23 protein-coding genes and 1 pseudogene are annotated in these 25,881 nt (G+C 47.4%); 14 read left to right on the top strand and 10 right to left on the bottom strand.

Translation table 11 applies throughout. The features are described 5' to 3' along the window. Nucleotides 1-133 precede the first annotated feature (133 nt). The 6 genes from apt to CWC22_RS12145 all read left to right on the top strand — a co-directional run bounded on the left by apt (nt 134) and on the right by CWC22_RS12145 (nt 5,253). On the top strand, nt 134-679 hold the full coding sequence (gene apt / locus CWC22_RS12170; protein ID WP_125561624.1) for an adenine phosphoribosyltransferase: 546 nt from the start codon (nt 134-136) through the stop codon (nt 677-679). Nucleotides 680-685: 6 nt separating this feature from the next. Next, entirely contained in the window at nt 686-3,178 is a 2,493-nt protein-coding gene (gene dnaX, locus CWC22_RS12165) for a DNA polymerase III subunit gamma/tau (RefSeq protein ID WP_138539605.1), read from the top strand. 67 nt (nt 3,179-3,245) lie between these two features. Further along, nucleotides 3,246-3,572: a YbaB/EbfC family nucleoid-associated protein gene (locus tag CWC22_RS12160; RefSeq protein ID WP_010381780.1), complete on the top strand. Its 327-nt coding sequence runs from the start codon at nt 3,246-3,248 to the stop codon at nt 3,570-3,572. 88 nt (nt 3,573-3,660) lie between these two features. Continuing rightward, nucleotides 3,661-4,242 carry a rhomboid family intramembrane serine protease gene (locus CWC22_RS12155; RefSeq protein ID WP_125561620.1) on the top strand — a complete coding sequence of 194 codons (582 nt, stop codon included), beginning with the start codon at nt 3,661-3,663 and terminating at the stop codon, nt 4,240-4,242. Nucleotides 4,243-4,467: 225 nt separating this feature from the next. Continuing rightward, the gene (locus CWC22_RS12150) at nt 4,468-4,791 is read left to right on the top strand and encodes a hypothetical protein (RefSeq protein ID WP_138539604.1); all 324 of its coding nucleotides are present in this window, start codon (nt 4,468-4,470) and stop codon (nt 4,789-4,791) included. Nucleotides 4,792-4,950: 159 nt separating this feature from the next. Beyond that, nucleotides 4,951-5,253, top strand: a complete 303-nt coding sequence (locus tag CWC22_RS12145; RefSeq protein WP_125561616.1) for a DUF1330 domain-containing protein — start codon at nt 4,951-4,953, stop codon at nt 5,251-5,253. A gap of 136 nt (nt 5,254-5,389) precedes the next feature. On the opposite strand, the gene CWC22_RS12140 is transcribed toward CWC22_RS12145, so the two are convergent. The 4 genes from CWC22_RS12140 to CWC22_RS12125 all read right to left on the bottom strand — a co-directional run bounded on the left by CWC22_RS12140 (nt 5,390) and on the right by CWC22_RS12125 (nt 8,053). Then, a complete protein-coding gene (locus tag CWC22_RS12140; RefSeq protein WP_138539603.1) occupies nt 5,390-5,656 on the bottom strand; it encodes a hypothetical protein in 267 nt (88 codons plus the stop codon). Further along, the gene (prfH, locus tag CWC22_RS12135) at nt 5,653-6,282 is read right to left on the bottom strand and encodes a peptide chain release factor H (protein ID WP_138539602.1); all 630 of its coding nucleotides are present in this window, start codon (nt 6,280-6,282) and stop codon (nt 5,653-5,655) included. The genes CWC22_RS12140 and prfH overlap by 4 nt, the downstream gene beginning before the upstream one ends. Then, on the bottom strand, nt 6,279-7,439 hold the full coding sequence (locus tag CWC22_RS12130) for an RNA ligase RtcB family protein (protein ID WP_138539601.1): 1,161 nt from the start codon (nt 7,437-7,439) through the stop codon (nt 6,279-6,281). Before CWC22_RS12130 ends, prfH begins: the two co-directional genes overlap by 4 nt. Nucleotides 7,440-7,822: 383 nt before the next feature. Beyond that, nucleotides 7,823-8,053 carry a hypothetical protein gene (locus tag CWC22_RS12125; RefSeq protein WP_138539600.1) on the bottom strand — a complete coding sequence of 77 codons (231 nt, stop codon included), beginning with the start codon at nt 8,051-8,053 and terminating at the stop codon, nt 7,823-7,825. Between the two features lie 383 nt (nt 8,054-8,436). Between CWC22_RS12125 and CWC22_RS12120 the strand changes: the two genes are divergently transcribed. Further along, nucleotides 8,437-9,042, top strand: coding sequence for a DUF998 domain-containing protein (locus CWC22_RS12120; RefSeq protein WP_125561607.1), 606 nt, complete (start codon nt 8,437-8,439; stop codon nt 9,040-9,042). Between the two features lie 44 nt (nt 9,043-9,086). Here CWC22_RS12120 and CWC22_RS12115 read toward each other — a convergent pair whose 3' ends face one another. Beyond that, a complete protein-coding gene (locus CWC22_RS12115; protein ID WP_138539599.1) occupies nt 9,087-9,674 on the bottom strand; it encodes a class I SAM-dependent methyltransferase in 588 nt (195 codons plus the stop codon). Nucleotides 9,675-9,889: 215 nt separating this feature from the next. Here CWC22_RS12115 and CWC22_RS12110 point away from each other — a divergent pair, with 215 nt between their 5' ends. Beyond that, the gene (locus CWC22_RS12110; RefSeq protein WP_138539598.1) at nt 9,890-10,729 is read left to right on the top strand and encodes a DUF6279 family lipoprotein; all 840 of its coding nucleotides are present in this window, start codon (nt 9,890-9,892) and stop codon (nt 10,727-10,729) included. 47 nt (nt 10,730-10,776) lie between these two features. Here CWC22_RS12110 and CWC22_RS12105 read toward each other — a convergent pair whose 3' ends face one another. The 3 genes from CWC22_RS12105 to CWC22_RS12095 form a co-directional block, all read right to left on the bottom strand. Beyond that, the gene (locus CWC22_RS12105; RefSeq protein WP_138539597.1) at nt 10,777-12,960 is read right to left on the bottom strand and encodes a DUF6359 domain-containing protein; all 2,184 of its coding nucleotides are present in this window, start codon (nt 12,958-12,960) and stop codon (nt 10,777-10,779) included. Between the two features lie 261 nt (nt 12,961-13,221). Then, nucleotides 13,222-15,408, bottom strand: a complete 2,187-nt coding sequence (locus CWC22_RS12100) for a bifunctional 2',3'-cyclic-nucleotide 2'-phosphodiesterase/3'-nucleotidase (RefSeq protein WP_138539596.1) — start codon at nt 15,406-15,408, stop codon at nt 13,222-13,224. A 377-nt stretch (nt 15,409-15,785) separates the two neighbouring features. Continuing rightward, nucleotides 15,786-16,739, bottom strand: a complete 954-nt coding sequence (locus tag CWC22_RS12095; protein ID WP_010381740.1) for a LysR family transcriptional regulator — start codon at nt 16,737-16,739, stop codon at nt 15,786-15,788. 129 nt (nt 16,740-16,868) lie between these two features. Between CWC22_RS12095 and CWC22_RS12090 the strand changes: the two genes are divergently transcribed. The 3 genes from CWC22_RS12090 to CWC22_RS12080 all read left to right on the top strand — a co-directional run bounded on the left by CWC22_RS12090 (nt 16,869) and on the right by CWC22_RS12080 (nt 22,371). Beyond that, nucleotides 16,869-18,032, top strand: coding sequence for an efflux RND transporter periplasmic adaptor subunit (locus CWC22_RS12090; RefSeq protein ID WP_138539595.1), 1,164 nt, complete (start codon nt 16,869-16,871; stop codon nt 18,030-18,032). Between the two features lie 9 nt (nt 18,033-18,041). After that, a complete protein-coding gene (locus CWC22_RS12085) occupies nt 18,042-21,209 on the top strand; it encodes an efflux RND transporter permease subunit (RefSeq protein WP_138539594.1) in 3,168 nt (1,055 codons plus the stop codon). A gap of 154 nt (nt 21,210-21,363) precedes the next feature. Further along, nucleotides 21,364-22,371: a zinc-binding dehydrogenase gene (locus CWC22_RS12080; protein WP_125561591.1), complete on the top strand. Its 1,008-nt coding sequence runs from the start codon at nt 21,364-21,366 to the stop codon at nt 22,369-22,371. A 39-nt stretch (nt 22,372-22,410) separates the two neighbouring features. Here the strand turns inward: CWC22_RS12080 and CWC22_RS24595 are convergent, their stop codons facing one another. Next, nucleotides 22,411-22,506: a hypothetical protein gene (locus tag CWC22_RS24595; protein ID WP_419144618.1), complete on the bottom strand. Its 96-nt coding sequence runs from the start codon at nt 22,504-22,506 to the stop codon at nt 22,411-22,413. A 375-nt stretch (nt 22,507-22,881) separates the two neighbouring features. Here CWC22_RS24595 and CWC22_RS12075 point away from each other — a divergent pair, with 375 nt between their 5' ends. Continuing rightward, the gene (locus tag CWC22_RS12075) at nt 22,882-23,268 is read left to right on the top strand and encodes a hypothetical protein (protein ID WP_138539593.1); all 387 of its coding nucleotides are present in this window, start codon (nt 22,882-22,884) and stop codon (nt 23,266-23,268) included. Between the two features lie 128 nt (nt 23,269-23,396). After that, nucleotides 23,397-23,639, top strand: a complete 243-nt coding sequence (locus tag CWC22_RS12070) for a hypothetical protein (RefSeq protein WP_138539592.1) — start codon at nt 23,397-23,399, stop codon at nt 23,637-23,639. A 116-nt stretch (nt 23,640-23,755) separates the two neighbouring features. On the opposite strand, the pseudogene CWC22_RS12065 reads toward CWC22_RS12070, so the two are convergent. Continuing rightward, a pseudogene (locus CWC22_RS12065) lies at nt 23,756-24,949 on the bottom strand (IS4 family transposase). Nucleotides 24,950-25,097: 148 nt separating this feature from the next. Here CWC22_RS12065 and CWC22_RS12060 point away from each other — a divergent pair. After that, the gene (locus CWC22_RS12060) at nt 25,098-25,817 is read left to right on the top strand and encodes a glycosyltransferase (RefSeq protein ID WP_138539591.1); all 720 of its coding nucleotides are present in this window, start codon (nt 25,098-25,100) and stop codon (nt 25,815-25,817) included. Nucleotides 25,818-25,881: the final 64 nt, after the last annotated feature.

The following is a 25,881-nucleotide window of genomic DNA, read 5'->3' as shown; positions in this document are numbered from 1 at the left end:
CTGTCGATTGGGTGGTTTTTTTCTATCCGAACATTGCGAAATTATCGCAAAATCCTGCCTCCTGGCATTTCATGTCATTGCTTTCTTGTTATAATCGAGCTCTTTGATATTAAAACTTATTAAGCATTCGATTATGACACAAGCAAATTTGTCACTGATTAAAGACAGCATCGCAACGGTTCCTAACTACCCGAAAGAAGGGATCATGTTCCGTGATGTGACGACCTTGTTGGCTAACCCGGCAGCATTCAAAGCAACGATGGATTGCCTGGTTGAAGCATACAAAGATCAGGGCTTTACCAAGATTATTGGTACTGAGTCTCGTGGCTTTATCTTTGGTGCGCCGTTGGCTTATGAATTGGGTTTGCCTTTTATTCCGGTACGTAAGCCTGGCAAGTTACCGCGCGAAGTGATTAGCCAATCTTATCAGCTTGAGTATGGTGAAGATGTATTAGAGCTGCATACTGATGCTGTCGAACAGGGCGATAAAGTTCTATTGGTTGATGATTTACTGGCAACCGGTGGTACCATTGAAGCGACCGCTAAACTGGTTGAGCGTCTTGGTGGTAAAGCGACAGACGCCGCCTTTGTAATTTCATTGCCAGAACTGGGCGGTGAGAAGCGCGTTGCAGACATGGGCATTAAAGTGCTTAAACTGGTCGAGTTTGACGGCGAGTAACGCACGATGAGTTATCAGGTTCTGGCGCGTAAATGGCGTCCACAGTCGTTCCACGAGATGATGGGGCAGGAGCATGTTAAACAGGCGCTCATTAATGCATTGAATGAGCAACGTTTGCATCATGCCTATCTGTTCACAGGTACTCGTGGAGTGGGTAAAACGACCATTGCCAGGATCTTCGCCAAGAGCCTGAATTGTGAGGTGGGGATCACTTCCACACCGTGTGGTCAATGTAGTGCGTGTGAAGAGATAGAAGCCGGTAAGTTCATTGACCTTATCGAGATAGATGCCGCATCGCGCACAAAAGTTGAAGACACGAGAGAAATTCTGGACAACGTACAATATGCACCGACTCGGGGTCGCTACAAAGTGTATCTGATCGATGAAGTGCACATGTTGTCCAAGCACAGTTTTAATGCTTTGCTGAAAACCCTGGAAGAGCCACCTGAGCATGTTAAGTTTCTGCTGGCGACGACAGATCCGCAAAAATTACCGATCACCATCTTATCGCGCTGTTTGCAGTTTAACCTCAATGCTATGGCACAGAGCCAGATAGTAACGCAATTGTCGCAAATTCTGCCTCAGGAATCTGTCAATTTTGAAGAGCCCGCGTTAGAAGTGCTGGCTAAAGCCGCAGACGGTAGTATGCGTGATGCACTCAGCCTGACCGATCAGGCGATTGCGCAAACCAATGGCGAGCTGACTTTACCAGCAGTACAGCAAATGCTTGGCCTGATGGACAGCAGTCATGCCGTGTTGCTGATGGCTGCTGTATTGTCACAAGACGGAGAAGCCTTGTTGGCAGAAGTTGCCGACATTGCCCTGAAAAATGGTAATTTCACCAGCGTGCTGGACGATTTAATTAGTTTACTGCATCTGGTTCAGTTAACTCAGTTGGTACCTCAGGCGGCCAATTTTGGTCAGTTTGAGGCTGAGCAGGTGAAGACATTGGCACAGCAGTTAACGCCGCAAAACACGCAGTTTATGTATCAGTTATTGTTGGCCGGGAAAAAAGATCTGAGCTGGGCACCTGAGCCTAAGCTGGGCTTCGAAATGATCATGCTGAGGTTGCTGGCATTTGAACAGGCTGACTTTAGCCAGCCGACTGGCTCAGTGCCAGCCGCAGCGGCAAAGGATCCGGGAAAGGTTGGCAAGCTCAGAGACATGCTGAGTGCAAAGCCACGTGGCCCACAGGCTCAAACCTCTGTATCTGCCCCTGAACATCATAGTGCAACAACGCAAAGTCCGGTGGTAACGCCAGATCCGCAACCTGCACCGCAAAAGACTGCGGAGGTGGCTGCACAGCCAGGCGCACCGCTAACGCATCAGAGTGCTCCGCCTGCACAGGTGCAACAAAATGATGGACCAGTTACTGCTCACCAAGCGGATGTCCCCGCGCACCAGGTTCCGGTACCGCAGGCCAGGCCAGAGCGAGTGGCACCAGTTATTCAGGATGAAGGTGCAGCTCCGAAACAGACTCCGCCTTCAGCACCTCAGCCGCTGCCGGGCGATGCTTCGATTGAGCAACAATACCAGGACATTATGGCTCAGGCCGAATCTCAGGGGTATGAGCAGTACCAGAGCGAGCCTCAGTCTCAGCCAATGCCTGCGCATCAGCAACCGGAGCAGGGTCAACAACCGGAGCACACACCGGTTCAGCAACTGGCACAAAAGCAGCAACAGGCGCAGTCGGCGATTGCCCGGATATTACAAAACCGGCAAATTTCCGGTGCGGGTAAGTTGTTGGGAGGAGAGGACGAAGGAAAAAAGTCTGAGCCACAGCAGGGAGCTGGACCTGAGTCCGGCGCTGTTGCATCAGGCAGACACTTCCCGCCAACGTCAGCAGAGCCTATGCAAAGTGGGCCTGCAGAAACCCAGATGCGAGAGCAGGTGTCTCAGCAAGCGCAGCCGCAGCAAAGTTTTCAGCCTGTTGCCTCGGTTCGTAAAGCGAAGAAGCCAGATATGGCTGAGCGCTTTAAGAAGGACGAGAGTAAGCTGGCACCTGAGTTGCTTGAGCAATTAGCACCACAGGCTCCAGACGAGCAGGAATCACAGGAAGGTACGCTGGATATACCTGCACCTGAAAATTTTGTCAGCCCGATCAGCGATATTAAATTCGCCCATCAAAAAGATGACTGGGCCCAGATGATTGAACAAATGCAGCTCGGCGGTCGGGTAAGACAATTTGCACTGCATGCTATGTTTCATCGTCGGGATCAGCACTGTACATTGCAAGTGGAGCAAAGCCAGCAGCATCTGGACTCCAGCATGCTCAGAGAAAAACTGCATGAAAGTCTGACTGAGCGACTAAATACACCGGTCGAGTTGAATATCGAATTTGTTGACGTGGTAACTGACACCCCGTTTTTGATCCAGCAGGATATTGATCAGCAGAGATATCTTCAGGCGGTCGATGCGGTTAATCACGATCCCGTGATCCAGGCCTTTGCCCGTGAGTTTGAGGCCTCGGTCGATGAAAAGTCGGTAAGGGCATTGTAATTGCGCGAGTAAGCCCTTATCTTGTATCCCATAGAATTTTAATTTTTGAAGTGTAAGAGAGCAGAGTATGTTTAAAGGTGGAATGGGCAATATCATGAAGCAGGCGCAGCAAATGCAAGAGCGCATGGAAAAAGCCCAGGAAGAGATTAAAAACCTTGAAGTGGTTGGTGAAGCAGGTGCAGGCCTGGTTAAAGTCACTATGCTCGGCAGCCACAATGTGCGCCGTGTAGAGATCGACGAAAGCCTAATGGAAGATGACAAAGACATGATCGAAGACCTGCTTGCAGCTGCGGTAAATGACGCTGTACGCCGCGTAGGCGAAGAGTCGCAGAAGCGCATGTCAGAAGTCACCGGCGGCATGCAGATGCCTCCGGGATTCAAAATGCCTTTCTAATTGAAAGTAAAAGAAAAATAGCGCCTGATGGCGCTATTTTTTTGCCTCAGATTTAGCAAATCTTGATACCAAAATAATAAGGGTAAAAATGAGTAAGCGTGCATTGGTTTTACCGCCCAATTTTATTTGGGTCGTTTACGCGATGGTTTTGATGATTGTAGTACACTTGTTAGGCAGTGTCTTTGGGTTACCTGTCGCGCGTTTTGGTATGATCCCACTGAGTGTAAATCATTTGGGCGGCGTGTTTACTGCGCCTTTTATCCATGGTAGTTGGGGCCATTTGGCGAGCAATCTGGTAGGCTTATCCATCAGTGGATATCTGGCTGCTAGGTTGCCTAACTTTAAAAGGGCAACCTTGTTTATTGTTGTTACGACAGGGTTGCTCGTCTGGCTTTTCGCAGGCTCAGGTAATCATATTGGTGCATCGGGCGTGGTTATGGGCTATTTTGGTCTATTACTTGGCGCAGCTGTATTTAATCGCAATGTGCTGGGTATTGTGAGTTTTATCGCTTTATTGATACTCACTTATTACGCCAACATCAGCTTTTTAGCGACCCTGTTTGATTTTTCTGCACAAACGAGCAGTTCAAGCCATGTTTTTGGTTTTATCAGTGGATTGAGTGTTGCCTATTTGGTAAAGACAAAGCGCACTAAGGGGGAAGTCGAATAGGCTGAAATCTTGGTAAGCTTGGGTGCTGGATATGCTGTGATCCTTTAAGCAGGTTAGCGTTATATATTGGCCCATTTCGGATTTTCGTGTGAAAGTTGTACTGATATAGGTCGTGCTCATTCGGGTTGTAGGCAATTGTACTTTGTAGGAATATACGTTCGGCCTGTGTGAGAGGCTTACAACTGTCTGAAATTTTATAAATCGATATAACTTTAGAGAAAGATCATGAAAAAATATCTCCTGATGAGCGCTCTGGCCATGGCTTCAATGTTTTCTCAAGCAGGAATAAGCCAGGTGAGTGGTGCGAAGATTCAAATTATCGAGTTCTATGGCAATCAATTTACGATCAGTATAGATAAATCTCATACTTCCAAAGGATGTGGACACCCGGGAAATGTTGTTGCGATTGACACTTCGAAAGAGCCTGGGGCAACACAGTATTCGGCACTCCTGGCTATATGGATGGCTAATAAATCAGTGTCTATGCGTATCACGGATGAAACTTGTAGTGGCGACCGTCCGACTTTACTCAACTGGTCTGCACATTAAATTTAAAAGGTGCCAAGCGAAGGCCTCTTGGTCAGGGCGCTTAATCGATAGCAGTTTCATTAATATGTCGTCACTTGGGTTTGGCTTAGGTAGCAGTGAAGTGAACTGCTGAGCAATTGGAAACAATTAATTCTCCTGGATCGGAAAGGAAAGATAGAGGTGTATGAATATTTAGTCGGGTTAGCCGTATCGGATAATGCGGTATATGCGCAGTACCGTGCAGCGATGAAGCCTATTTTAAGTCTATATCATGGCGGGTTTGGATACGATTTAGTTGTCAGTGAAGTCCTCAGATCCGAGACCAATGAACCGATTAACCGGGTTTTCACTATTCACTTTCCAAGTAAAGAGGCGTCCGAGCGTTTTTTTTCTGATGAGGATTATTTACAAGTCAAAGCACGGTACTTCGACGCATCAGTTGCGCATACGACGATTATTGCTGGCTATGACAGACCGGCTTGAATTCGACATGTGATTTCAACAAGCGTGTTGGTGTTTGTTAATCAACACGCTTGTTGAATTTAATTGCGAGACTAAGTGATAGGGTAGGATAGTTTGCTGAGTCACCGTTTCTGGCAATGAGGCTTAGCGCTTAAGTTTAAAAGCGCCCGGTTCTGCTTAGCTCGACCCCCTGATTTCCAATGACCAACATGCGGTGCCCTTCAGATCTGGCTGGCCACTGAAGTCTGTCGACTTGCGATTTAAGCACATCACTTGGCACGGAATGGCGGCTGTTTTTGTTGTTGGCTTCTGTTTGCTGAAATGCAACGAGTGTGATTAGAGCACCGTATTGCGATCCGAGTTGACGGGTGATTTCTCTAAATCCTTTTGGATGTGAGTTGCATCCCAGGCGACATTTGGTCATCGTTTTTCCTTAAACTGTTCACCTGTGAAGGTGCGCTTTGGCGCACCTCTTTCAAGTGTCTGGTGTTGCTGCCAGCGCATTTTGGCCTGATCATGTCGTTGCTGGGATTTCATCGCCTCCAGTTTGTTGAATATGAGGGCGATGGCTATGCGTTTATTGGCGTGCTGACTGCGCTCACTTTCTGCTCTTACGCAGATCCCTGTCTGGGTATGCGTTGCCCTGACAGCAGAATCTGTGGTGTTAACATGCTGGCCACCTGCACCCGAAGCCCGGCAGCGCTGAAAGGTGATTTCTTTACTCATTGTATGTTCATCTACTTCTGTAACCGCGCCGCTAAAAAACCAGTTTTTGCGCTTATGTCGTGGCCGGTAGGGACTCTGGCATACCCACAGCATTGAGCCTTGCCACTGGTGTGCAAGTTGTGTAGCCATGGCATCATCATCTGCAGAATATAATCTGAGTAAAATGGATTTGTATCCCTCCTTGTTGTCGGAGAAGGTCGTTTCAATCACAGTTAGCCCGACACCCGCTTTATGGCATTGTCGCGTGATATGACTTACTGCCAGGGCCACAGCCCGACAGCATTCAGCCGGGCCTTGTCCTGAAGAAAGTTGCAATAAAATCATCCGCTACAGTCTCCATTGGTTTTAAAGGTCAATACCGGTTTAAAGCGGGCAACAACGTCAATGAGACCTGCGTCCTCCATATCAGCAATTACGGTTTCACACTTTTTGTACGCTTGTGGCGCTTCATCATAAAGTAGTTCTTTGTTACCACAGATCACTCGGCTGCCCAGCTCTGTGCGATATAAATCATCGCGCTTGTATTTGTGACTCAGGCGTCCCTGACATTCGCCCCGTTTCCATTTTCTGCCAGCGCCATGTGCCAGTGAACATAAGCTGAGATGTGGTTCAGTAGTGTTTTTAGGTTTAACCAGGTAACTGTAATCGCCGCGCGAACCTGGGATCATTACGCACCCACGATCACTTGGGGTTGCCCCTTTACGATGTAACCAGCCTTCAACGCCAGCCAGTGTTTTGGGTGACATCAGGTTGTGGTTTATATCCAGAACGCATGTGCCTTTGGTACGAATTGCGTCGAGAAATCGAAGTGCAATTAATTCACGGTTCAGTTCAGCCCAGCGCAGTGCTTCATCGTGCCTGGTCAGGTACGCTTCAAATGCTTTATCTGAATGGGTCAGCCCTGCGTGGTTGAATCTGGAGACATGATCGGCCAAAATTGATTGCCCAAGCCCTCGTGAGCCTGAATGTACCAAGAGTTGCAAGCTGCGCTTGTCCAGTCCTAATTCAGTAATGGTTGTCTTATCGTAGATCTTGTCAATAGACTGAAACTCAGCGAAGTGGTTACCTCCACCAATTGTGCCCAGAGCATGATCAAACTGGTTGTTTGCTATTTGCTTTGCTTGTTTGCGCTCTGCAACATAGTCGTGCCAGCTTTCATCAAGTGGGCATTCGACATGGATAAATTTTTTGACTAACTTATCCAAATGCACTTTTGATGTTTTCATTGATGTTTGCCAAAGAGACATACCACAACCGATGTCGTTGCCGACCAGAGCAGGGTATATCTGACCTGTGGTAAAAAATGCCGCACCAATCGGGTACCCTCTGCCCGGGTGTAAGTCCGGCATACCGGCAACCTGTTGCATACCAGCCAATTCTGATGTTTTTTTAAGTTGTTGAATTGCCAGACCTTCGATCCAGGTCTCTTCAGACGCGATCAGGCTGACGTTGGGTGTAATTTGTTGGACGGATCTGCCCATAATACCAATTCCTTGCTCATAAAAGAGCACTATAATTTTTAGTGTAAAACGAATTGGCAGATCTATTTACTCGCCTGTTCACAATGGCGAGACCGGGTAATAGCTTTGTCAGAAAGCTAACAAGAGTTAAGTCGCTTTCAGCTAATTAGCGGACAAGACCTGCAAAGGAACGTGATGTGTTAGTCATATTTTTTCTCCTCTGCGGTTGATTGATATAAATTGGATAATAAGTATTCGTTTGTCTTTCGAACGGGCACAGTGTATTGGCACTTTTTCGTGAATGCAAGAAAAAGTGAGATCAGTTTAATGCCGAAATGTTCTTCAGAATGCTGGAAGTGGCCATTGGCATGGCCATTATGACTTAATAGATCCTTTTGTTTTGTCTACCAAAACACTTTGGTGACTTTGAGCCTGCCGCCATCGTTTTCACAGCTGGTGGCAAATGTTGGGTTATAAGTCTGTGAAATCCTGAACCAAAGTTGAACCTGGTTGCTGTCCAGGCACTGAAAGTGATAGTAACGGAAATCTCCGGGGTTGCTGCCCTTTGCCAGAGCTGTGCTGCTAAGTGAGATCAGACAGGCTGCAATAGCAGTCAGCGTAATAAGTTTTTGCATGTTAGTTTCCTTCATATAATATTTTGATCCTTCCACAGATAGTGACTCACCTTGTAACTTAAGATCATTAAATGTGAACAAAATTAATAATATGTTTTTTGCTTTGTTTTTGTCCAACTTTTCACTATCTAAAAAACCCTCTTATATCAATGGTGTTTTTTAACTAACTGATTTTTAAATATTTTATTTTGTTTCGTGAATTTTTATATCCTGGACATGGTATCGTCGGTTGCGTTGTGTAGCCCATTCTTTTGCAATTTGAGTCGTTAATGGGTACATTGTATTAGCACTTAGTATACAAGTTGTTTTTTATATTGGTGCAGAACAATAAAAAAAGCGTTTAACCGTCATCTACAGCTTTACCTGAAACAAGGAGCAAGCAGATGTTTGAATATTTTGCAGCGTTATTAGGCCTGGTCGCAACCGTGTGGATAACATGCGGTGTTTATATAGCGGGTCGATTTTATCCAAACTATGATCATTTTAATCAATTTTGTAGTGAACTGGGGGCCGCCGGAAGCCCAACTCAAAAGCTATCGCCCTGGATTAATAATTACCCATTGAGCGTGATGTTTGTGATTTTTGGCTGGCATGTCACACAGTTACCTGAGGTCAGTATCGCGTTTTACATTACCGGGATGCTGATTGTTTTTCATGGCATTGGTACCTGGATTGCAGGTTATTTTCCAATGGATAAAGACCCTTATACACCAACCCCCAGCCGCCACTGTTTGATCCATTCTACTGCCGGCTCGGTCGTAATGTTAACCTTATTACTGGCCCCGGTCTTTGTGGCTATTAGCCCGAGCTCTGAACTGGTTTCTCCCTGGTTTCGTGTTTTTTCTATCCTGATAGTCTTAATTTCGATGTTTTTCACGGCCAAACTGGTCAAGGCGTTTCAGGTTAAGCACGGTGCGGGTTTGTATCAACGCTTGTCCTACTGGACTCAATTGATCTGGCTGAGTGTCTTTTCTCTGGTACTGATGTAATGATAGTCGCCCGGACATAAAGCCGGGCGCTTTGTTTAGCTGTTTTATGACGGCTTAAGTGCTTCAATTATCAGAAATTCACCTTCATGACTGCGATGGACTTTATGTGATAGCTGGGTAAAACCAGTGTGTTGCAGCAGTCCTTTAACGCCGTTAAGTGTCTTCAATTCAGTGTGCACCTCTGTATTTCCTTCGGTAGGTGCATTCAGATCCTCGCATAACCAGATCTTACCGCCGGGCTTAAGTGCGCCGTAAATCAGTGTCATAGCTTGCTCCGGGCTTTGCCAGTGGTGGACAGAAAATGCAGCGATCACTAGGTCCTGAGTGTCTGCACTGACATCCAGTGCCTCTGCACCGGCTTCAAAAAACTGTAATTGAGCGTGTGAAAGGTTTGTTTTGCGTTGCCGCGCCTGCGCCAAAGCAATCATTTTAGGGGTTGGATCCAAAGCTGTTACACGTACGTTTACAGCAGCCTGTGCCAGGCATAAGCTCAGATACCCGCCACCGCAACCCAGTTCGATAATATTGAAATCAGATTGTACGCCTGCAAGTTCAGGGATCTGCTGGTGGAACGCCAGTTCCCCCCATTTGTTGTCGTAGCTGATGGCATCTTCATCATTCCAGTGGCTCATAAGTGTTCCTCGTGTATTGTCTTCTGGGTATCAGTATGCAGGTAAGCTATCGTGCGGGGCAGGGCTCAGATTTTGCGATAATCGGCTTATTATTAGATTTTGAGGTTGGCCGGAGTTTGTAACGAACGAAATATTTACAGACACTTTTTTAGTCCACTTTTTGTCGAATTCCGTATTAACTAAAGAGACTAATAACACAGACTATGGATACGACGATGAGAAAGTTCTTTCTGGTGCTGGCATTGCTGACGATGACCGGCTGTTCAACTAAATTTATCTATAAAAATGCTGACTGGCTGAGCTATTGGTATCTTGATGACTACATTTCGCTTACCGATGAACAGGAAGCACAGTTTGACGAGCGTTTGCTTGTCTGGCTGGACTGGCATAAGTCACAAGAGCTGACACGGTATGCCGAGCAGCTCACTATGCTGAAATCAGATATAGAAAATGACAAAATTACGTTGGAGCGCATTGGTTACCACCGCACACAGATGCTTGAGCATTGGCATCGCCTGCGCAACAAAGTGGTGCCAGATCTGGTCGAAATGGCCCCGATGCTCAGTGAAGAACAGGCCAGTGAATTATTTGATGAAATTGCTGAAGGAGAAGCTGAGCGGGCAGAGAAAAGGGCAAAGCGTTCTGAGCAGAAAAAGTACAAGCGTTGGCTAAAAGAGCGCAACAAGAACCTTAAGCGCTGGATAGGCAGACTGTCTGCTGAGCAGGAAAGTCGTATTGAGCAGTTATATGGGCAACTGGTCAGTACCTCAGATTTATGGTCAGACTATCGTGCGCATTATCAGGCGGAGCTCAGAGCCTTGTTTGCTCAGCCTGAGCGTGGAGATGCATTTAAGGCGAGGTTGTCCGAGTTGCTGATGGCACCTGAGGTATTCCGCTCTGAGCAGCTCAACCTGGCCAATGAGCAAAATAGCAAAGCCAACCATCAGTATTTACTGGATGTGTATCAAAGTCTCAGTGATAAACAGAAAAAACGTTTAATATCAGAGTTAGAAGAGCTGATTGAGGACATTCAATCACTTGCAGCGGAAGACTAATGAAAAAGGCGACGCGCAATGCGTCGCCTGACTTTAATCCCGTTGGTTTAGTCTAGTAGAGTCAGTGCGGTGACGTTACGTACACCCGGCTGGCTCATATAGTCATTTTTAACACCGGTTACACGCAGCTTTTTGCCCAATAGAGAAGGGTTTAGCTGAGGGCTGTATGTCGCGCGCTGTGATGATTCCAACTTGATATACAGCTTGTTACCTGGCGCGTTTGGATCGCTCAGTTCCAGGGCATAAATGTTGTTGATGGCAGAAGTTATGGTACCGGCCACAACAACGGGTGTGCCATTGCTTTTTGCCAGTACTTCGCTGACGGTCAAATCCAGATTTGGATCCGGATCTGGTGAAGTCGACGACGCCTTGGCAATTTCAGAGACGTTGCGGATCCCCGGCTGGCTCATGTACGAGTCGCGCTTACCGGTGATCACTAAAGTCTCATCCAGAATGCTCGGGTTCAGCTGTGGGCTGAATTCGGCGCGCTGGCTTGACTCAAGCTTGATGTTGATGGTGGTGCTGTCGTCAGACAAGTCTGACAGGACCAGAGCATAGATGCTGTTCAGCGGTGCTTTGACCTTACCGGTTAACGTGATGGTTTCACCCTGCGCGGTGGCCAGCGCCTGAGAGACGGACAGTGCGCTTGGTGCGATAACCAAATCCGTGACGTAACGGATCCCTGGTTCACCCATGTAGCTGTTACGCTTACCGGTTACCAACAAGGTTTTACCCAGAATTTCAGGGTTCAATTGCGGGTTGAAGTCGGCACGTTGATTAGACTCTAATTTGACATTGATGCTGACAGCCGGGTTATTTAAGTCAGTCAGTAACAGGCCATAGATACCATTGACGGCGTCAGTCACTTTACCTTGAACGACTAACTCAGTACCGGTTGTCGCTGCCAAAGCGTCAGCAACGGAGACCGCAGTACCAGGTGTCGGATCAGGATCCGGATCAGGATCTGGGTCTACCTGGCCCTGGCCATAAGGTGCATTGAAAGAGTTGTCTTTATAGGTATCAGTATCCCATGGGTTGAAGCCATTGCTTGGGTTGCTCCAGGGCTGGCCATTGTTAGGATCGAACATCTCCTCTGAGGTCATCGGCACTGGTGTTACGCGACCTGGTGTGCGGCCATTGGCACCATCAAAATGGGTATAACTCTCTGGCGTAGCCAGCCAGTTGACGATGTTAATTGACAGTACGGATGCGTGGCCCGGATCTGTCCAGCCTGGATAAGTCTTCTTAGTGTTGCCATTGTCCTGACGACGATACTTAGGTGTTGCATCTTCAATTGGTGAAGAGTCACCAATGAAGGCTGCTTTACCAGCGCCTGATTTAGCGATTGCTACATAAGGGCCTTCAGCTTCTCCACCAAAATACAAACCTGAGTCTTTCGCATGTCGCCACTTAGTCGGATTATCGGTTTCAGCAAAGTAAACCAGTCCTTTGGCTTTTTGGCCGTCGACGATAGCCAGGGTTGCACCAGCAGCCATTAGGATAGGCGCGACACCTTGTGTCAGACCTTCGGTCTGATAAGCCGGCTCAACACCGCTGACGCCTTGCTTGTAGTCAACTCCGTTGAAGCGAAAACGAATACCGAAGTTTTCGACTAACCAGCCTTGTTGTGCGCTTTTAGGGTTACGCCAGTCACCATAAGCGCCACCCATATTGTACTTGCTCAGATCAGAGCGGTTGTAACCGTTGAAGACTTCAGTCGCATCCCAGGTATTGAGGTTGCGATCCGCATCATAATGGTCGGCGATAAAGAAAATACCTTTACCCGCGGCTACGAAGGTTTCCAGCGCCTGTTGCTCTGCCAGGGTAAATGGGCGGTTGGTTTCTGCCAGGACAAACACGTCAGCATGTTTGATAGCATCATAAGTAATGATGGCTTCGTTTGCCTGAGTTGAGAAACTGCGGTCATCAAAAAAGCGAATTTTACCATCGTTATTCAAATCGACGCCGCGATATTCCTCAACGCGGTAACCTTCAGCGACAAGCGCGTCGGCGAAGTCAGAAAATGCGCCGTCGATAACCCAGTCGGCATTACCTTCAACGCCGCCGTGCGAGACGTCGAACAGAACGGTTTTGCCATTACTTTGTTGTGCACTCGGCACTTTGACCGGTGCGGTGTTATTCCAGTTATACGGTGTTGCAGCTTGCAAAGCGGTTGCGCTAAGCGCAAGCGTTACACCAAGGCCTAAAACTGTGAGTTTAGATAGTTTCATCATCAATTCCCGTTGTGAATATCAACCTGCCTGACTACCTTTGCTAAATGAGCGCATTAACTCAGTACGTAAACCGATTGCGAACTAAGTTAAGCTCGCTGAATAGCCAAGTTTCCCTGGCAAGCACACAATCCTTTGGCCTCAAAATTGCGCGTTCAGTTCAGCAGGTTGATATGAAATTGCCGCATACTGCCTGTGATTACGGCGCGATATAAAAGCCACGCAAATGCGTGGCTTTTAATTTGTTTATCGCTCTGAAATTCAGTCAGCAGACTGAGTCAGGTCGATTTGATAGATTGCAAAACCATCATCAGTGGTTTTGTTCAAAGGTGTGATATGGGCAAAGCGAGCACTGAATACGGCAGCTTTATCCGACGGAGAGCTGTAAAATACCACGTTTGCACCCTCTACCGGTGCGAATGACCAGTTACCATCCGCGCTTGGATCCATGCCGGTTTCCGGATTTTTATTTGACTGTAGTGCAATGTAGTCGGCGACGACCTGACGGTTTTCGTTAGGAGAATCAACTACAATTTTCTCTCCTGAGATCCCCGGGAAGTTACCGCCACCTGATGCACGATAGTTATTCGTTGCAACCAGGAACACCTGTTCATCCGTTACCAATTCGCCCTGGTAGGTGAGGGCTTTAATGCGGTTACCATCAGAGACTTTATTGCCTTTGGTGTCGTATCGAGCAGGCTCGGTCACATCAATTTGATAGCCCACGCCATCCAGCACATCAAAGTTATAAGAAGGGAAGTCGGTATTAACCAGAACCTGAACATCTTCACTGTTTGGCATGATTTGGTTAAACTGACCCGCTGACATTTCCAGCCATTGCTTAACTTCAGCACCATTGAGTTTAAGAACTTTCAGTACATTTGGGTATATATACAGGTCGGCTACGTTACGATAAGCAATGTCTCCTTTATCGACCGCTGTAAAGTCGTCTGGGCCACCACGTCCTGCTCTGAACGGCGCGCCTGCCGATAACACAGGTAGACCGTCCAGTTCAGTCCCTTTGACAATTGTTTGCGTATACCAAAGTTGAGCATCGGTAACAATTTGAATTGACGGATCGTCGTTAACGAGTGCGAAATAGCTGTTGACCTCATCAGCAATCTTAGCAAACGGCTCGTTTACCCAGGTTTTGGTTTCTTCATGTGCGGTCATTGACGCGTTTTCGACCTGAGCATCGTTAACTGCTAAAGACGTGACGGTGCGATCTGGGTTGGTGATAGAGATCGGTTGCAGCGTAGACTGAGAGTCTTTTACCTGCCACCCATCTGCACCGTATTCTAACGTCATGTCTATGATACCTAGGTTATTACCCCAAAAACCAGGCATCACGGCAGCTACGCCATTGATGGTGCCTTTCTCATTGTCGACACCATGTTCTTCAAGGCCGGCATAGCGCGAACCCGGGAAATTAGCATGGGCATGGCCAAACATGATGGCGTCAATGCCGTCGACTTTTGACAGGTAGTAGCTGGCATTCTCAGCCAGAGGTTTCTTCTCAGCCGTTTCCAGTCCAGAGTGAGGAATAGCAATGATGATATCCGCGCCTTCTTCTTTCATCTTAGGCACATAGTGATTGGCCATATCGACGATGTCTTTGGCAATAACCTGACCTTCCAGGTTAGCTTTGTCCCACTGCATGATCTGAGGTGGAACAAAACCGATGTAACCGATTTTCAGCGTTTGTGTGTCACCGTTTTTATCAATGACTTGCTTCTCTTTGATAAGATACGGAGTGAAAAGTGGTACATCGTTGCTTGGGTCATCGTCACCGTCATCCTTAAATACGTTGGCAGAGATATACGGGAACTTGGCGTCGTCGATGGCTTCGTCCAAAAACTCCAGACCAAAGTTAAACTCATGGTTACCGATATTCGCTACGTCGTAATCCAGCGTGTTCATCGCCTCATAAATGGGATGTACATCACCTTCTTCAAGGCCTTTGACTTTTGCCATATAGTCACCAAGCGGGCTGCCCTGGATCAGGTCACCATTGTCAACTAATACAGAATTATTAACTGCCTCACGCGCCTGGCGGATCAGAGTTGCGGTTTTGACCAGACCGACTTTGTCATCTGCTTTGTTCGAGAAGTAGTTGAAGTTCATTAGGTTAGCATGCAGATCAGTGGTTTCCATGATGCGCAGCTCAAGCAGTGTACCTTCAGCAATCACGGGCTCATCAGGCTGTTTATCGTCATCCGTTGGCTTATCGTCGTCTGTTGGCTTATCGTCGTCTGTTGGTTTATCGTCATCTGTCGGTTGCTTGTCGTCGTCAGTTGGCTGCTTGTCATCTACAGGCTGCTTATCATCGTCCGTTTGCTGCTCTTTAACCGGCGGTTTGATTGGCACCTCATTGTCATTATCAGAACAACCAGTGAGTAAAGCGGCACTGCCGCAAAGCATTGCAAGTGTTAGTAATTTTAATTTCATAATCCTGACTCTGTAATTGTTTCAGGGGCAGTACTATAGAAACCAAAAAAGACAAAGAGGCTAAGAATTCATGGCATCTGTGTGCCATATATATGGCTAACAAATGACTTTAGTTTGGGTGTTAACATCTCGGAAAACATCCTGTTTTAAACTGTATTTATATGAAAAATAAAGGCTTTCTAGGTTTTAATGGTGTGTATGTGTGACTCTTTGTGAAATAACATTATTGATGTACGTGGAGTTGAGTTAAACCTGAAAAACGCTCTTTCCCTCGAGTTTTTGCGCTTCATAGCCCACAGAATGTCATTATGACTGCTATTTTATCGTTGTCATTATTGAATATTTTGTATGAGTATAAATATACCCATACAGTGCAATTATTTATTGTTAGCTTGATAAAGCTGATCAATACCGGGAATATTCAGCTCCCAGCGCGGCTTATGCTCGCCGATATAGTGCCGTGCAGCATCCAAAAATAATCGGGTTCTGACGGGTAGATCCCGGTGTGGATAGACTGCATACACTGCGCTGTAGTCGGGCAAATTGACATGCGTCAGCATCGGAACCAGCTGATCGGTATCGACGCCATCGGCAAAAAAGAAGGCCGGTGCGGTAAAAAATGCGGTATGTGATAACACTTTGGACATCAGAGCTTCGGCATCATTGGAGCGAAACACGGGTGTAATGGGCTGTTCCTGAGGCTTGCCATTTTCATCTATGTAACTGATGGACTCAAAACGCAAATGGGAGCTGCTGTAGGAAGCCGCAGGTAAGTCGGCCAGATCGGCCATGGTTTTGGGCTCGCCATAGGTGTCGATAAAGCGCTGTGTTGCCAGGATCAGCATTTTGTTTCGGGCTATCTTGCGGGCAACCAGAGACGAGTCACGTGGCTCACCGACCCTAAAGGCCAGATCATACCCTTCAGAGATCATATCAACGACCCGATCATCCATGCGTATCTCAACACTGACCTGAGGAAAGCGCTTCTGGAAGTCGTTGATGACTGGCATCAGGTAATGTTGGCCAATATAACTCGATGCGGTAATGCGCAATAACCCTCTGGGCTCCTGGTGATAGTTTTCAGCCAGTTGCACGGTATCTTGCAATAACAAGCGCAGATCTGCTGCCTTTTTTACCATTTCAGCACCGGCCGCAGTCAGGGAAAAGGATCGGGTGGTGCGATTCAGTAGTCGAACCCCCAGCTCTTCTTCGAGCTTGCCTATTTGTTTGGAGATCACTGAACGGTCTATATTTCTCAGTTCAGCGGCCTTAGAAAATGACCCCTGCTCAACAACTTCGAGCAACATAATCAAGCGGCTGGTGGTATCCATAATCTGTCCTTTTAACACAAAGAAAAGTTTATTGGTGCCATTCTGGCACTAATGTTTTTAAAAAACTACCATTTTTCTTCACGGTAATTCTTCGTACCATCATATCAACTCATACTGTCGGAGAATGTCATGAATAAAATTAGCTATACACTCAGTGCGGTCGCACTTGCTTTAGTGCTTAGTGGTTGTAGTCAGCCAAGCGCACAGGAAGGGCAGCAGCCACCGCCACTGACCATTGATGTGGCACAGGTCAAAATGGCGCCGGTCCAGTCCTGGCATACCTTTACTACGCGTTTGCAGGCACCAGAGCGGGTTGTGCTTAAGCCGCGTGTGTCTGGCCAGGTGGAGCAGATGACATTCAAAGAAGGTGAGCGGATTGAGAAAGGTCAGATCCTGTTCAGACTCGATCCTCGTCCGTTTGAGGTGCAGGTTGAAACCCTGAATGCACAACTGGTGAGTGCCGATGCAGCCCTGATGCAGGCCAAAAGTGAAGCGCGTCGTGCTAAGCAGCTGGTGGCTGAGAAAGCCATGTCAACCGAGCTGGCTGAGCAGCGTGCGGCGACATTGCGTCAGGCACAAGCTAATCGTGATGCCATTGCGGCGCAACTGAAAAAAGCGCGTCTGGATCTGGAGTTTAGTCAGGTTGAAGCGCCGATCAGCGGGGTTGTATCTCGTGCTATCGTGACCAAAGGTAACTATGTGAGTGCGGGCGAAACCACACTGGCAACCATAGTGTCAGATCAGCAGATCTATGCTTATTTTGATGTGGACGAACGCACCTGGAGCGACAAATTTGCCGGTGTTGATGCTACCGATGCGGTCACGGTGCAATTGCAGCGTATTAATGGTGGCGCATCTGTACCTGGCGTGGTCGATTTTATCGACAATGAAATTAACCCGAATACCGGTACGTTAGGTGTTCGCGCAGTATTTGACGCGCAGCAGCATGGTCTTAAGCCGGGTGCGTTTGCTCGAATTTCTTTAGGCGCCGCCGATGCGACAACAATGCCGTTAGTGCCTGAGCGTGCCATTGGCACTGATCTGAAAAACCGCTTTGTGTTGACCGTTGATGCTAACAACACCTTGCAATATCGCCTGGTGGAGTTGGGCGAGCGCTATGGTGCATTCCGCGCGATTAAATCAGGCCTGGAAGATGGGGATAAAGTGGCGGCCAATGGCCCTGCTCGTGTCGGCCCGGGTATGCCAATTACGCCAAATATGGTCACGCTCAACCTGGATGACACCCGTCTTGTGATTGCACAGCGCGACATTCAGCTCAGCGCTGCAAACTAAGAGGCCATTATGAACTTTTCTCACTTTTTTATCAGCAGGCCGATTTTTGCGGCCATGCTCTCGCTGGTGTTTGTGATCACCGGTGCTATTTCACTGTTTCAGTTGCCGGTCAGTGAGTATCCGGAAGTAGTGCCACCCACGGTTGTGGTGAATGCCAGCTACCCGGGCGCAAACCCCAAAGTTATTGGTCAGACTGTTGCAACGCCCCTTGAGCAAGAACTGAATGGCCTCGAAAACATGTTGTATCATTCATCTCAGGCAACCAGCGATGGTCGTTTAACTTTGACTGTGACGTTTGCCTTGGGTACCGATCTGGACCAGGCACAAGTTCAGGTGCAAAACCGCGTGAATAACGCCTTGCCTCGCCTGCCGCAGGAAGTTCAGCGGCTGGGTGTGACAGCACAAAAGTCATCACCTAACCTGGCGTTGGTGGTCCACTTGGTTTCTCCAGATGGTCAGCAGGATACCTCTTACATGGCCAACTATGCGGATATCTATATTAAAGATGAGCTGAAGCGTTTGCCAGAAGTGGGCGATCTGCAACTATTTGGTGGTGCTAAATACTCTATGCGTGTGTGGTTAAACCCCGATGCGCTGGCTGCCCGCAACTTGACAGCAGGTGATGTGATCAGTGCATTACGTGCGCAAAACCAACAGGTAGCAGCAGGCTCTCTGGGGGCTCAACCTTCACCGGATGAAAACCAGTTTCAGGTATTGTTAAACGTAAAAGGTCGCTTAACTCAGATTGATGAATTCGAAGAAGTGATCATTAAAGTGGGCGAGCAGGGCCAGATCACACGCTTAAAGGATATTGCCCGCGTTGAACTGGGTCAGGAAAACTATGCGCTACGCGCCATGCTGGACAATCAGCCTGCGCTGGCCATGCCTGTCTTCCAGCGCCCGGGCTCTAATGCCATTGCCTTGTCAGATAACGTACGTGCGACAATGGCACGTCTGTCTAAAGACTTCCCGACGGGCATGACCTACGAAATTGCCTATGACCCGACTGTATTCGTGCGCGGCTCAATTGATGCGGTTATTCAGACCTTGCTAGAAGCCATCCTGCTGGTTGTTGTGGTTGTGGTGGTATTTTTGCAAACCTGGCGTGCGTCAATCATCCCATTAATTGCTGTGCCGGTGTCACTGATTGGTACCTTCGCCGTAATGCAGATGCTGGGCGTGTCTATTAATACGCTGTCATTGTTTGGTCTGGTACTGGCCATCGGTATTGTTGTGGACGACGCCATTGTAGTGGTTGAAAACGTAGAGCGTAATATTGCTGACGGATACAGTCCGTTCGAGGCAACTAAAATTGCCATGACCGAAGTAACCGGTCCAATTATCGCGATTGCCTTTGTACTGTGTGCGGTCTTTATTCCGACGGCATTCATTACCGGACTGTCGGGTCAGTTCTACAAGCAGTTTGCTCTGACCATCACGATCTCAACCTTGATCTCTGCCTTTAACTCACTGACCTTGTCGCCTGCGCTTTCAGCCTTGTTGTTGAAGTCGCATGATGCGCCTAAAGATGGTCTGACTCGTGTACTGGACAAACTGTTTGGTGCCTGGTTGTTCAAACCGTTCAATCGCATGTTCGACAAAGGTGCACAAGGTTACGAGAAGCTGGTACAAAAACTGATCCGCATGAGTGTTGTCGTGGGTGTGGTTTACTTAGGCCTGGTGGGGTCAACGGTTGGCTTGTTTAATTCAGTGCCGGGTGGCTTTATTCCTCAGCAGGATAAGCAATATTTGGTTGCGGTGGCACAACTGCCAGATGCTGCCAGTCTGGACAGAACAGAAGCCGTTGTCAGACAAATGCAGGCGATTGCGCTGGAAGTACCAGGTGTTGCCCATACTGTGGCATTCCCGGGTCTGTCGGTAAATGGTTTTACTAACAGTACCAACAGCGGCATCGTGTTTACGCCACTGGCTGATTTCTCGGAGCGTCAGGATCCCAGCCTCTCGGCCCATGCGATTGCGATGCAACTGAATATGCGTTTTGCTGAAATTGATGAGGCTTTTGTTGCGGTCTTCCCGCCGCCGCCAATTCTTGGCCTGGGTACCACAGGTGGCTTTAAGCTGCAGCTTCAGGACAGAGGTAATAAAGGGTTCGAAGCCTTGTTTGCGGCGCTGCAGGGTACCATTGGTCAGGCTCAGCAACATCCGGCACTGACGGGTCTGTACTCCAGCTTCCGTATCCAGGTACCACAGATGGACATTAACGTTGACCGTGAGCAGGCACTACTACAAGGTATTCCGCTGGATGAAGTGTTCAGTGCGCTACAGGTTTATCTTGGCTCTGTGTATGTGAATGACTTTAACCTGTTTGGTCGTACCTATCAGGTAAAAGCACAGGCCGACGCTGAGTTTCGCGCCAAACAGTCACAGATCAACAACCTGAAGGTACGCAATGCCGCTGGCAATATGGTACCGCTGGGCTCGGTAGTTACGGTGACACCCACCACAGGTCCGGATCGGGTAATGCACTATAACGGTTATATGACGGCTGAACTAAACGGCAGTCCAGCGCCGGGTTACAGCTCAGATCAGGCCAAAGAAGCGATTGAATCTGTACTGGCCGAGAGCTTACCGGAAGGGATCAGTTATGAGTGGACTGAGGTAACCTACCAGCAGATCCTGGCGGGCAATACCATGGTTTATGTGTTCCCTCTGGTTGTGGTGTTGGTCTTCATGGTACTGGCTGCACAATATGAGAGTCTGCGTTTACCGCTTGCCATCATCTTGATAGTGCCAATGACGATATTCTCTGCACTGGCGGGTGTCTACATGCTTGGTGGTGACAATAATATCTTCACCCAGATTGCGCTGATTGTATTGGTGGCATTGGCCTCGAAGAACGCGATTCTGATGGTTGAGTTTGCCCGCGACAAGCATAAAACCGGGGCTACCCATCTGGAAGCCATCATGGAGGCGTGTCGCTTACGACTGCGTCCTATCCTGATGACCTCAATTGCGTTCACAGCTGGTGTAGTCCCTCTGGTACTGGCGTCAGGGGCAGGTGCAGAGATGCGTCAGGCAATGGGTAATGCAGTGTTCTTCGGGATGATTGGAGTTACGGTATTTGGCTTACTATTTACGCCTGTCTTCTACCGTCTAGTCACCTTAAACGATAGCTCAAAGGACAGTGCGAACGAGCCTGTTATAGAGAAAGAGTAGTTAACAGGATTTAAACACCTGTCACAACATTGAGTTGTTTGACAGAGACCAAGATGGTTTAATAGCAACAATTGCGAAGTTTTGCCCATAATCGGAAAGTTAAAATTATGGGCAGTCAGGCCTCAAAATGGCCGAAAAGCGGAGAAAACCACTCATGTCAGTCGAAAAATCCACCATGCGAGCGCTGGAACTGCGTCAATGTGGCGCCGAGTTTGACTTAGCGATGGCAGAGCACGCTATGCCAGTGCCGGGAGACAACGAGTTACTGGTTGCCATTGATTATGTGGCACTGAATCACCTGGATGCACGGATGGCAAAAGACGGATTTTGCCAGTGGCAGTATCCTCACGTTTTGGGACTGGATGCCGTCGGAACTGTGGTCTCAGCTGCTAAAGGGGTATTTCCGCCTAAAGGCAGTCGGGTGTTGTTTAATGCCAGTCTGGCAGAGCAGGGGATGCTCAAAGAGTACGCAGTTGTACCCAGCCACGCCGTGTCGGAAGTACCGGATGGCATGAGCGGCGAAGTGGCAGTGTCTTTACCCAATGCGGGGATGGCAGCTTTGCTGGCACTGGATAAAATGCAGGTGCAGGACGGTGACTCACTGGCCATAAACAGCGCGCAGGGTGCCGTAGCTCACTTTGCAGTGCAATATGCCAAACAGCGCGGTGCTCAGGTGTTTGCTTTTGCACAGAAAGAACACCACAAGAGACTGAATAAACTTGGTGCAGACTGGGTATTCGATTGCGAATCTGAGTCGGTGTGCGAACAGATCAAGCGAGAAATGGGGCCAGGTGGTTTTGACTGTATCCTGAATACACAAGGCGGCGACTCCTTCTTGAATGATCTGCGTCATCTGAGATTCTGTGGTCGGATCGCTTGTCTGAATGGCTTTGGCACTATTCCGGAAGAACTACTTTTTGAGAAAGCGCCCAATATTGGGGTGGTCTCAGTCGCTGGCGCCTGGATGGCCAACAGCCTGTGTGCCCAGCAGCATTTGTGCTTTATGGGCCGTCAGCTGCTTGATGATGTAAGCAATGGCCGCATCAAGGCACCTGAGGTTAAATTGCTCGACTTTAGTGTTGACACCGTCCGCGATGCGCTAAGTTGTTTGCTAGGGAAAACTTGCCAGCAACGCCCGGTGATCCGCATTACCCGCGATTAAACTGACACGATATTTATGAGTTAACAAAGCCCGGCTAGTTTAGTCGGGCTTTTTAATGTGTGCTTGCGTTCCCTGAGCAACATTCTGGCAATTTACCAAGTGGTTAAGAAATAGTTCAATTTCGCTATCCTCCATAGTTGTATGGTGTCGCATATCATTAATGCGGATAAATGCGGCAATCTATTTTAAATACGCTTCAATGGTGCGTTTGGCGTAACGCTTTAGGCACATTTGTTTTTGCAGCATGAGCAGGAAAGGTGATGTCATGGACGCTCCATTTGGCAAAGTTGACACTGGATTTATGTACAGTTTTTTTGGCTATTGTCCAATAATATTATTACACGCCGTTTTGTCCAATTTTTGCACCAGTGTGTTTTGACAGGTTGCAACCGATTGTTTACTTTGAATTTGTTCCGTGGGACTATGTGGGTATGTAATACAGTCCGTTTTGTCGGTTTATGTTCCGACATTTTGGAGTAGAATAAATTGTTAGGTGAACATGAGATACCAATGAAAACTATTACTTTAATAATTATTATGCTGTTATCCCCAATTTTGAATGCTAAGGAAGTTAACTTGAGTGAGTTAGAGAGTGTTTCACAGAACCTACAGTTCTTAATTGCGCCTACCAATGAAGATGAATATGAAAAACTAGAAAAGCTATGTAAATGCACCGCAAAAATAGCTCAAGAGAAATGGGAGCCTGCGAAGTATTCAGAGTTTAGCAATGCACTAAGTGAATATGCCAAACTAGCAAATTCAGTAATGGGAAACATGGAAGAAATGCTTAAAAATGGTCCTCCCAGGCCTTCAGAAACAGTTATATCTGGCATGCAAGACATGGTAGAAATCATCGAGTCTTGTGAAGAAAAGTATGGAATTAGAGTTGAATTCTAGCCAATACAAATAAGTTCACCTAACAAGGCCATAAAACCGTGGACACAAAACAGCTGGCTTGTGCTCCTTCGTCGCTAAGTTTAGCCAGCTATTTTATGCCGTTTATGGCAGCGTTATGTGGCAATTGAATGCGTGAAGAATTAGTCGCTCTGAAGAAGTATCTAGTTCAGAAAAAAGTTTACAAAAGCATTGTTGGCATCGATGAACTACCAATGTTAGAAGGTTATTGTATATACGATGCTCAAAGTGAGATTGAGGTGTTTTACTATGAACGCGGACAAAAGATGAATCATAAATCATTCCAAGATATTAACGAGGCTATCAGCTACTTTAAAAATTTGGTGTTAACAGATCCAACAACTAGGAAGTAAAGCCACATAACAAAGCAAATAAAAAAGTGCGGACAAAAATCAGTTGGCCTTGTTCGTACCTCACAAATTTTAGCCAACTAATTTTTGCCGTTTATTTGCGGCGCTGGGGGATCCCCTCATAATTGAGGCCTCCCAAGCCGATGTATCAAGCGCACGTATTCGCGTATAGCCCAGAGTAGTTGCTTCCCCGTCATAACATAATCGCTTCGTCGCCAGACCTCTTTGCCAAGCCTGACAATCGACAGCACAGCACGATCTCTGATGGTATTTGCCTGAAACTTTCGTTGCCAATTTGAGTGCTGAGCATACAGGCCGATCCACCAGAGAATAATGGTCGCCAGCAAAGAGAGTAATAACAGTATATCGAGCCGGTTGGGGCATCGACTTTTACTATGTCTCAGGCCCATACTGTATTGGGGGCTTTTCAGGTCTCGAAAGCTTTCTTCGATTTGCATGCGCTTGGCGTAAAGTGAGACTACACGTTTGGGTTTGAATAAGTCAGCGGGCAGGTTAGTGGCTAATAGCCAGGGCTCCTTACTGCCAGTTCGATAACTTTTTTGTGCGGTATGATGCCTGCCAGCTTTTGAAGAGCGTTTATCAGTACGGCCTTTTTGTTTGGCTTTATATAAATGAAGGTGGCAGTTGATAGGGTTTTTTCGGCCAAGTTTTACCTCTCCAATGTAACGTCCACGGGGAGTGGCGGATGGATAAAGTGCCTGATTTACATGCCAATCTTCGCTGTTTTTATGCTGATAAGTGACTTTGCCACACACCCGCCCCAGCCAGAACCAACCTTTTTTATTGACCTGTCGAAACCAGGTGTTTCGATAGCCAGCATCGGTCACGATGAGTGGAATACATTTATCAGGCAGGCCCTCTATGGAAGGATAATGGCAAGTTCATCAAGGAACAGCTGATGGGATTTAGGAGATGCGCTCATACACTATCATTAAGCGTCCTTGAATGCTGACGGAAGCTCGCAAAGTCATCAGCCGCAGTTGTTCGCGCACATCGGCCCAGCCGACCAGCAAAATAGGCATGGGGTTAGCGTCACATATCAGGCGCGCATGGAAACGGTAAATAGCAAGTCGATCGTTATGCATAGCGGTGTTGCCAAGCAGTCGGTCCATACGTTTAATGTTGTGCTTGGCAGCGGCAGGGCCCTTCATATTTCGGCCCATCTTGGTGCGTGAAAGTTGATTGCTATCGAGCAATGTTTCAGTTGCCAGCGTTAATCGATCAAGATGCAGAGTATGAAATTTAGGCATTTTTTTTCGGAGCATATCGTGTAGGATGGAAGTATCACGCATGGTGTGGTTGTTTATTTGGTTTTTGGCCAAACAAATTAGTTCATACGATGTCGTTCGCGTCCATCTCACTGCTTTTTAATATGAATATCTGGGGGGGCCTCAGATTAAAGCGTTATACATGTAAGAGCATCATAGGGAGTAGCATGAAATGAAAATCAGTGTAGTTATTCCAGCCCACAACGAAGAAAGTTATATCGCTCGGTGTCTGTCATCAATCAAGGATCAGCTTATTCCTCAGGAAATGGAGGTCGAAACAATCGTTGTCTTAAACAGGTGCACTGATAAGACAGGCGAAATAGCAAAATCGTTTGGGGCTATCGTAGTTGCAGATGATTCAAAGAATCTATCATCAATAAAAAATACTGGCGTAGCGTATGCTACGTCAGATTGGATTGTGACGATTGATGCCGATAGTTGGATGTCCAAAGGAGTTCTAAACACAATATATCAGCATGCGAAATCTCCAAATTGTATAGGTGGCGGTATACGCATTAAGCCAGAAAGGTTGTCTCCTGGAATAGCAGTAGGCTACGGTATGATGTTAGTGCCTGCTTTTTTCCTTGGCCTCTCTTTTGGTATGTATTGGTTCCGAAAGACGGACTTCGATGCAATTGGGGGGTTCGATGAGCAACGGCATATAGCAGAAGATGTGGATTTTTTGCACAGGCTGAAATTGCATGGGCGTAAATCTGGAAAACAGCACAAAATTATTTCAAACGAGTCAATTACAACGTCCTGCAGAAAATTTGACGAATTCGGAGATTGGCATTTTGTTCGTATATTCGGTAATCCGTGCCGTGTAAAGAGAGCCATACTCGGAGGTGAAAAAGAATATCTCGACAAGAATTGGTATGAGGTAAAGCGCTGATGGTGGTTTTTTATTGACCTGAAAAAACAACCTGGATGATACCCACCCAAGCTGACAGGAACTA

This window comes from Pseudoalteromonas rubra (genome assembly GCF_005886805.2).
GTDB classification, from domain to species: Bacteria; Pseudomonadota; Gammaproteobacteria; order Enterobacterales; family Alteromonadaceae; genus Pseudoalteromonas; species Pseudoalteromonas rubra_D.
This window is presented reverse-complemented; position numbering and strand designations above follow the sequence as displayed.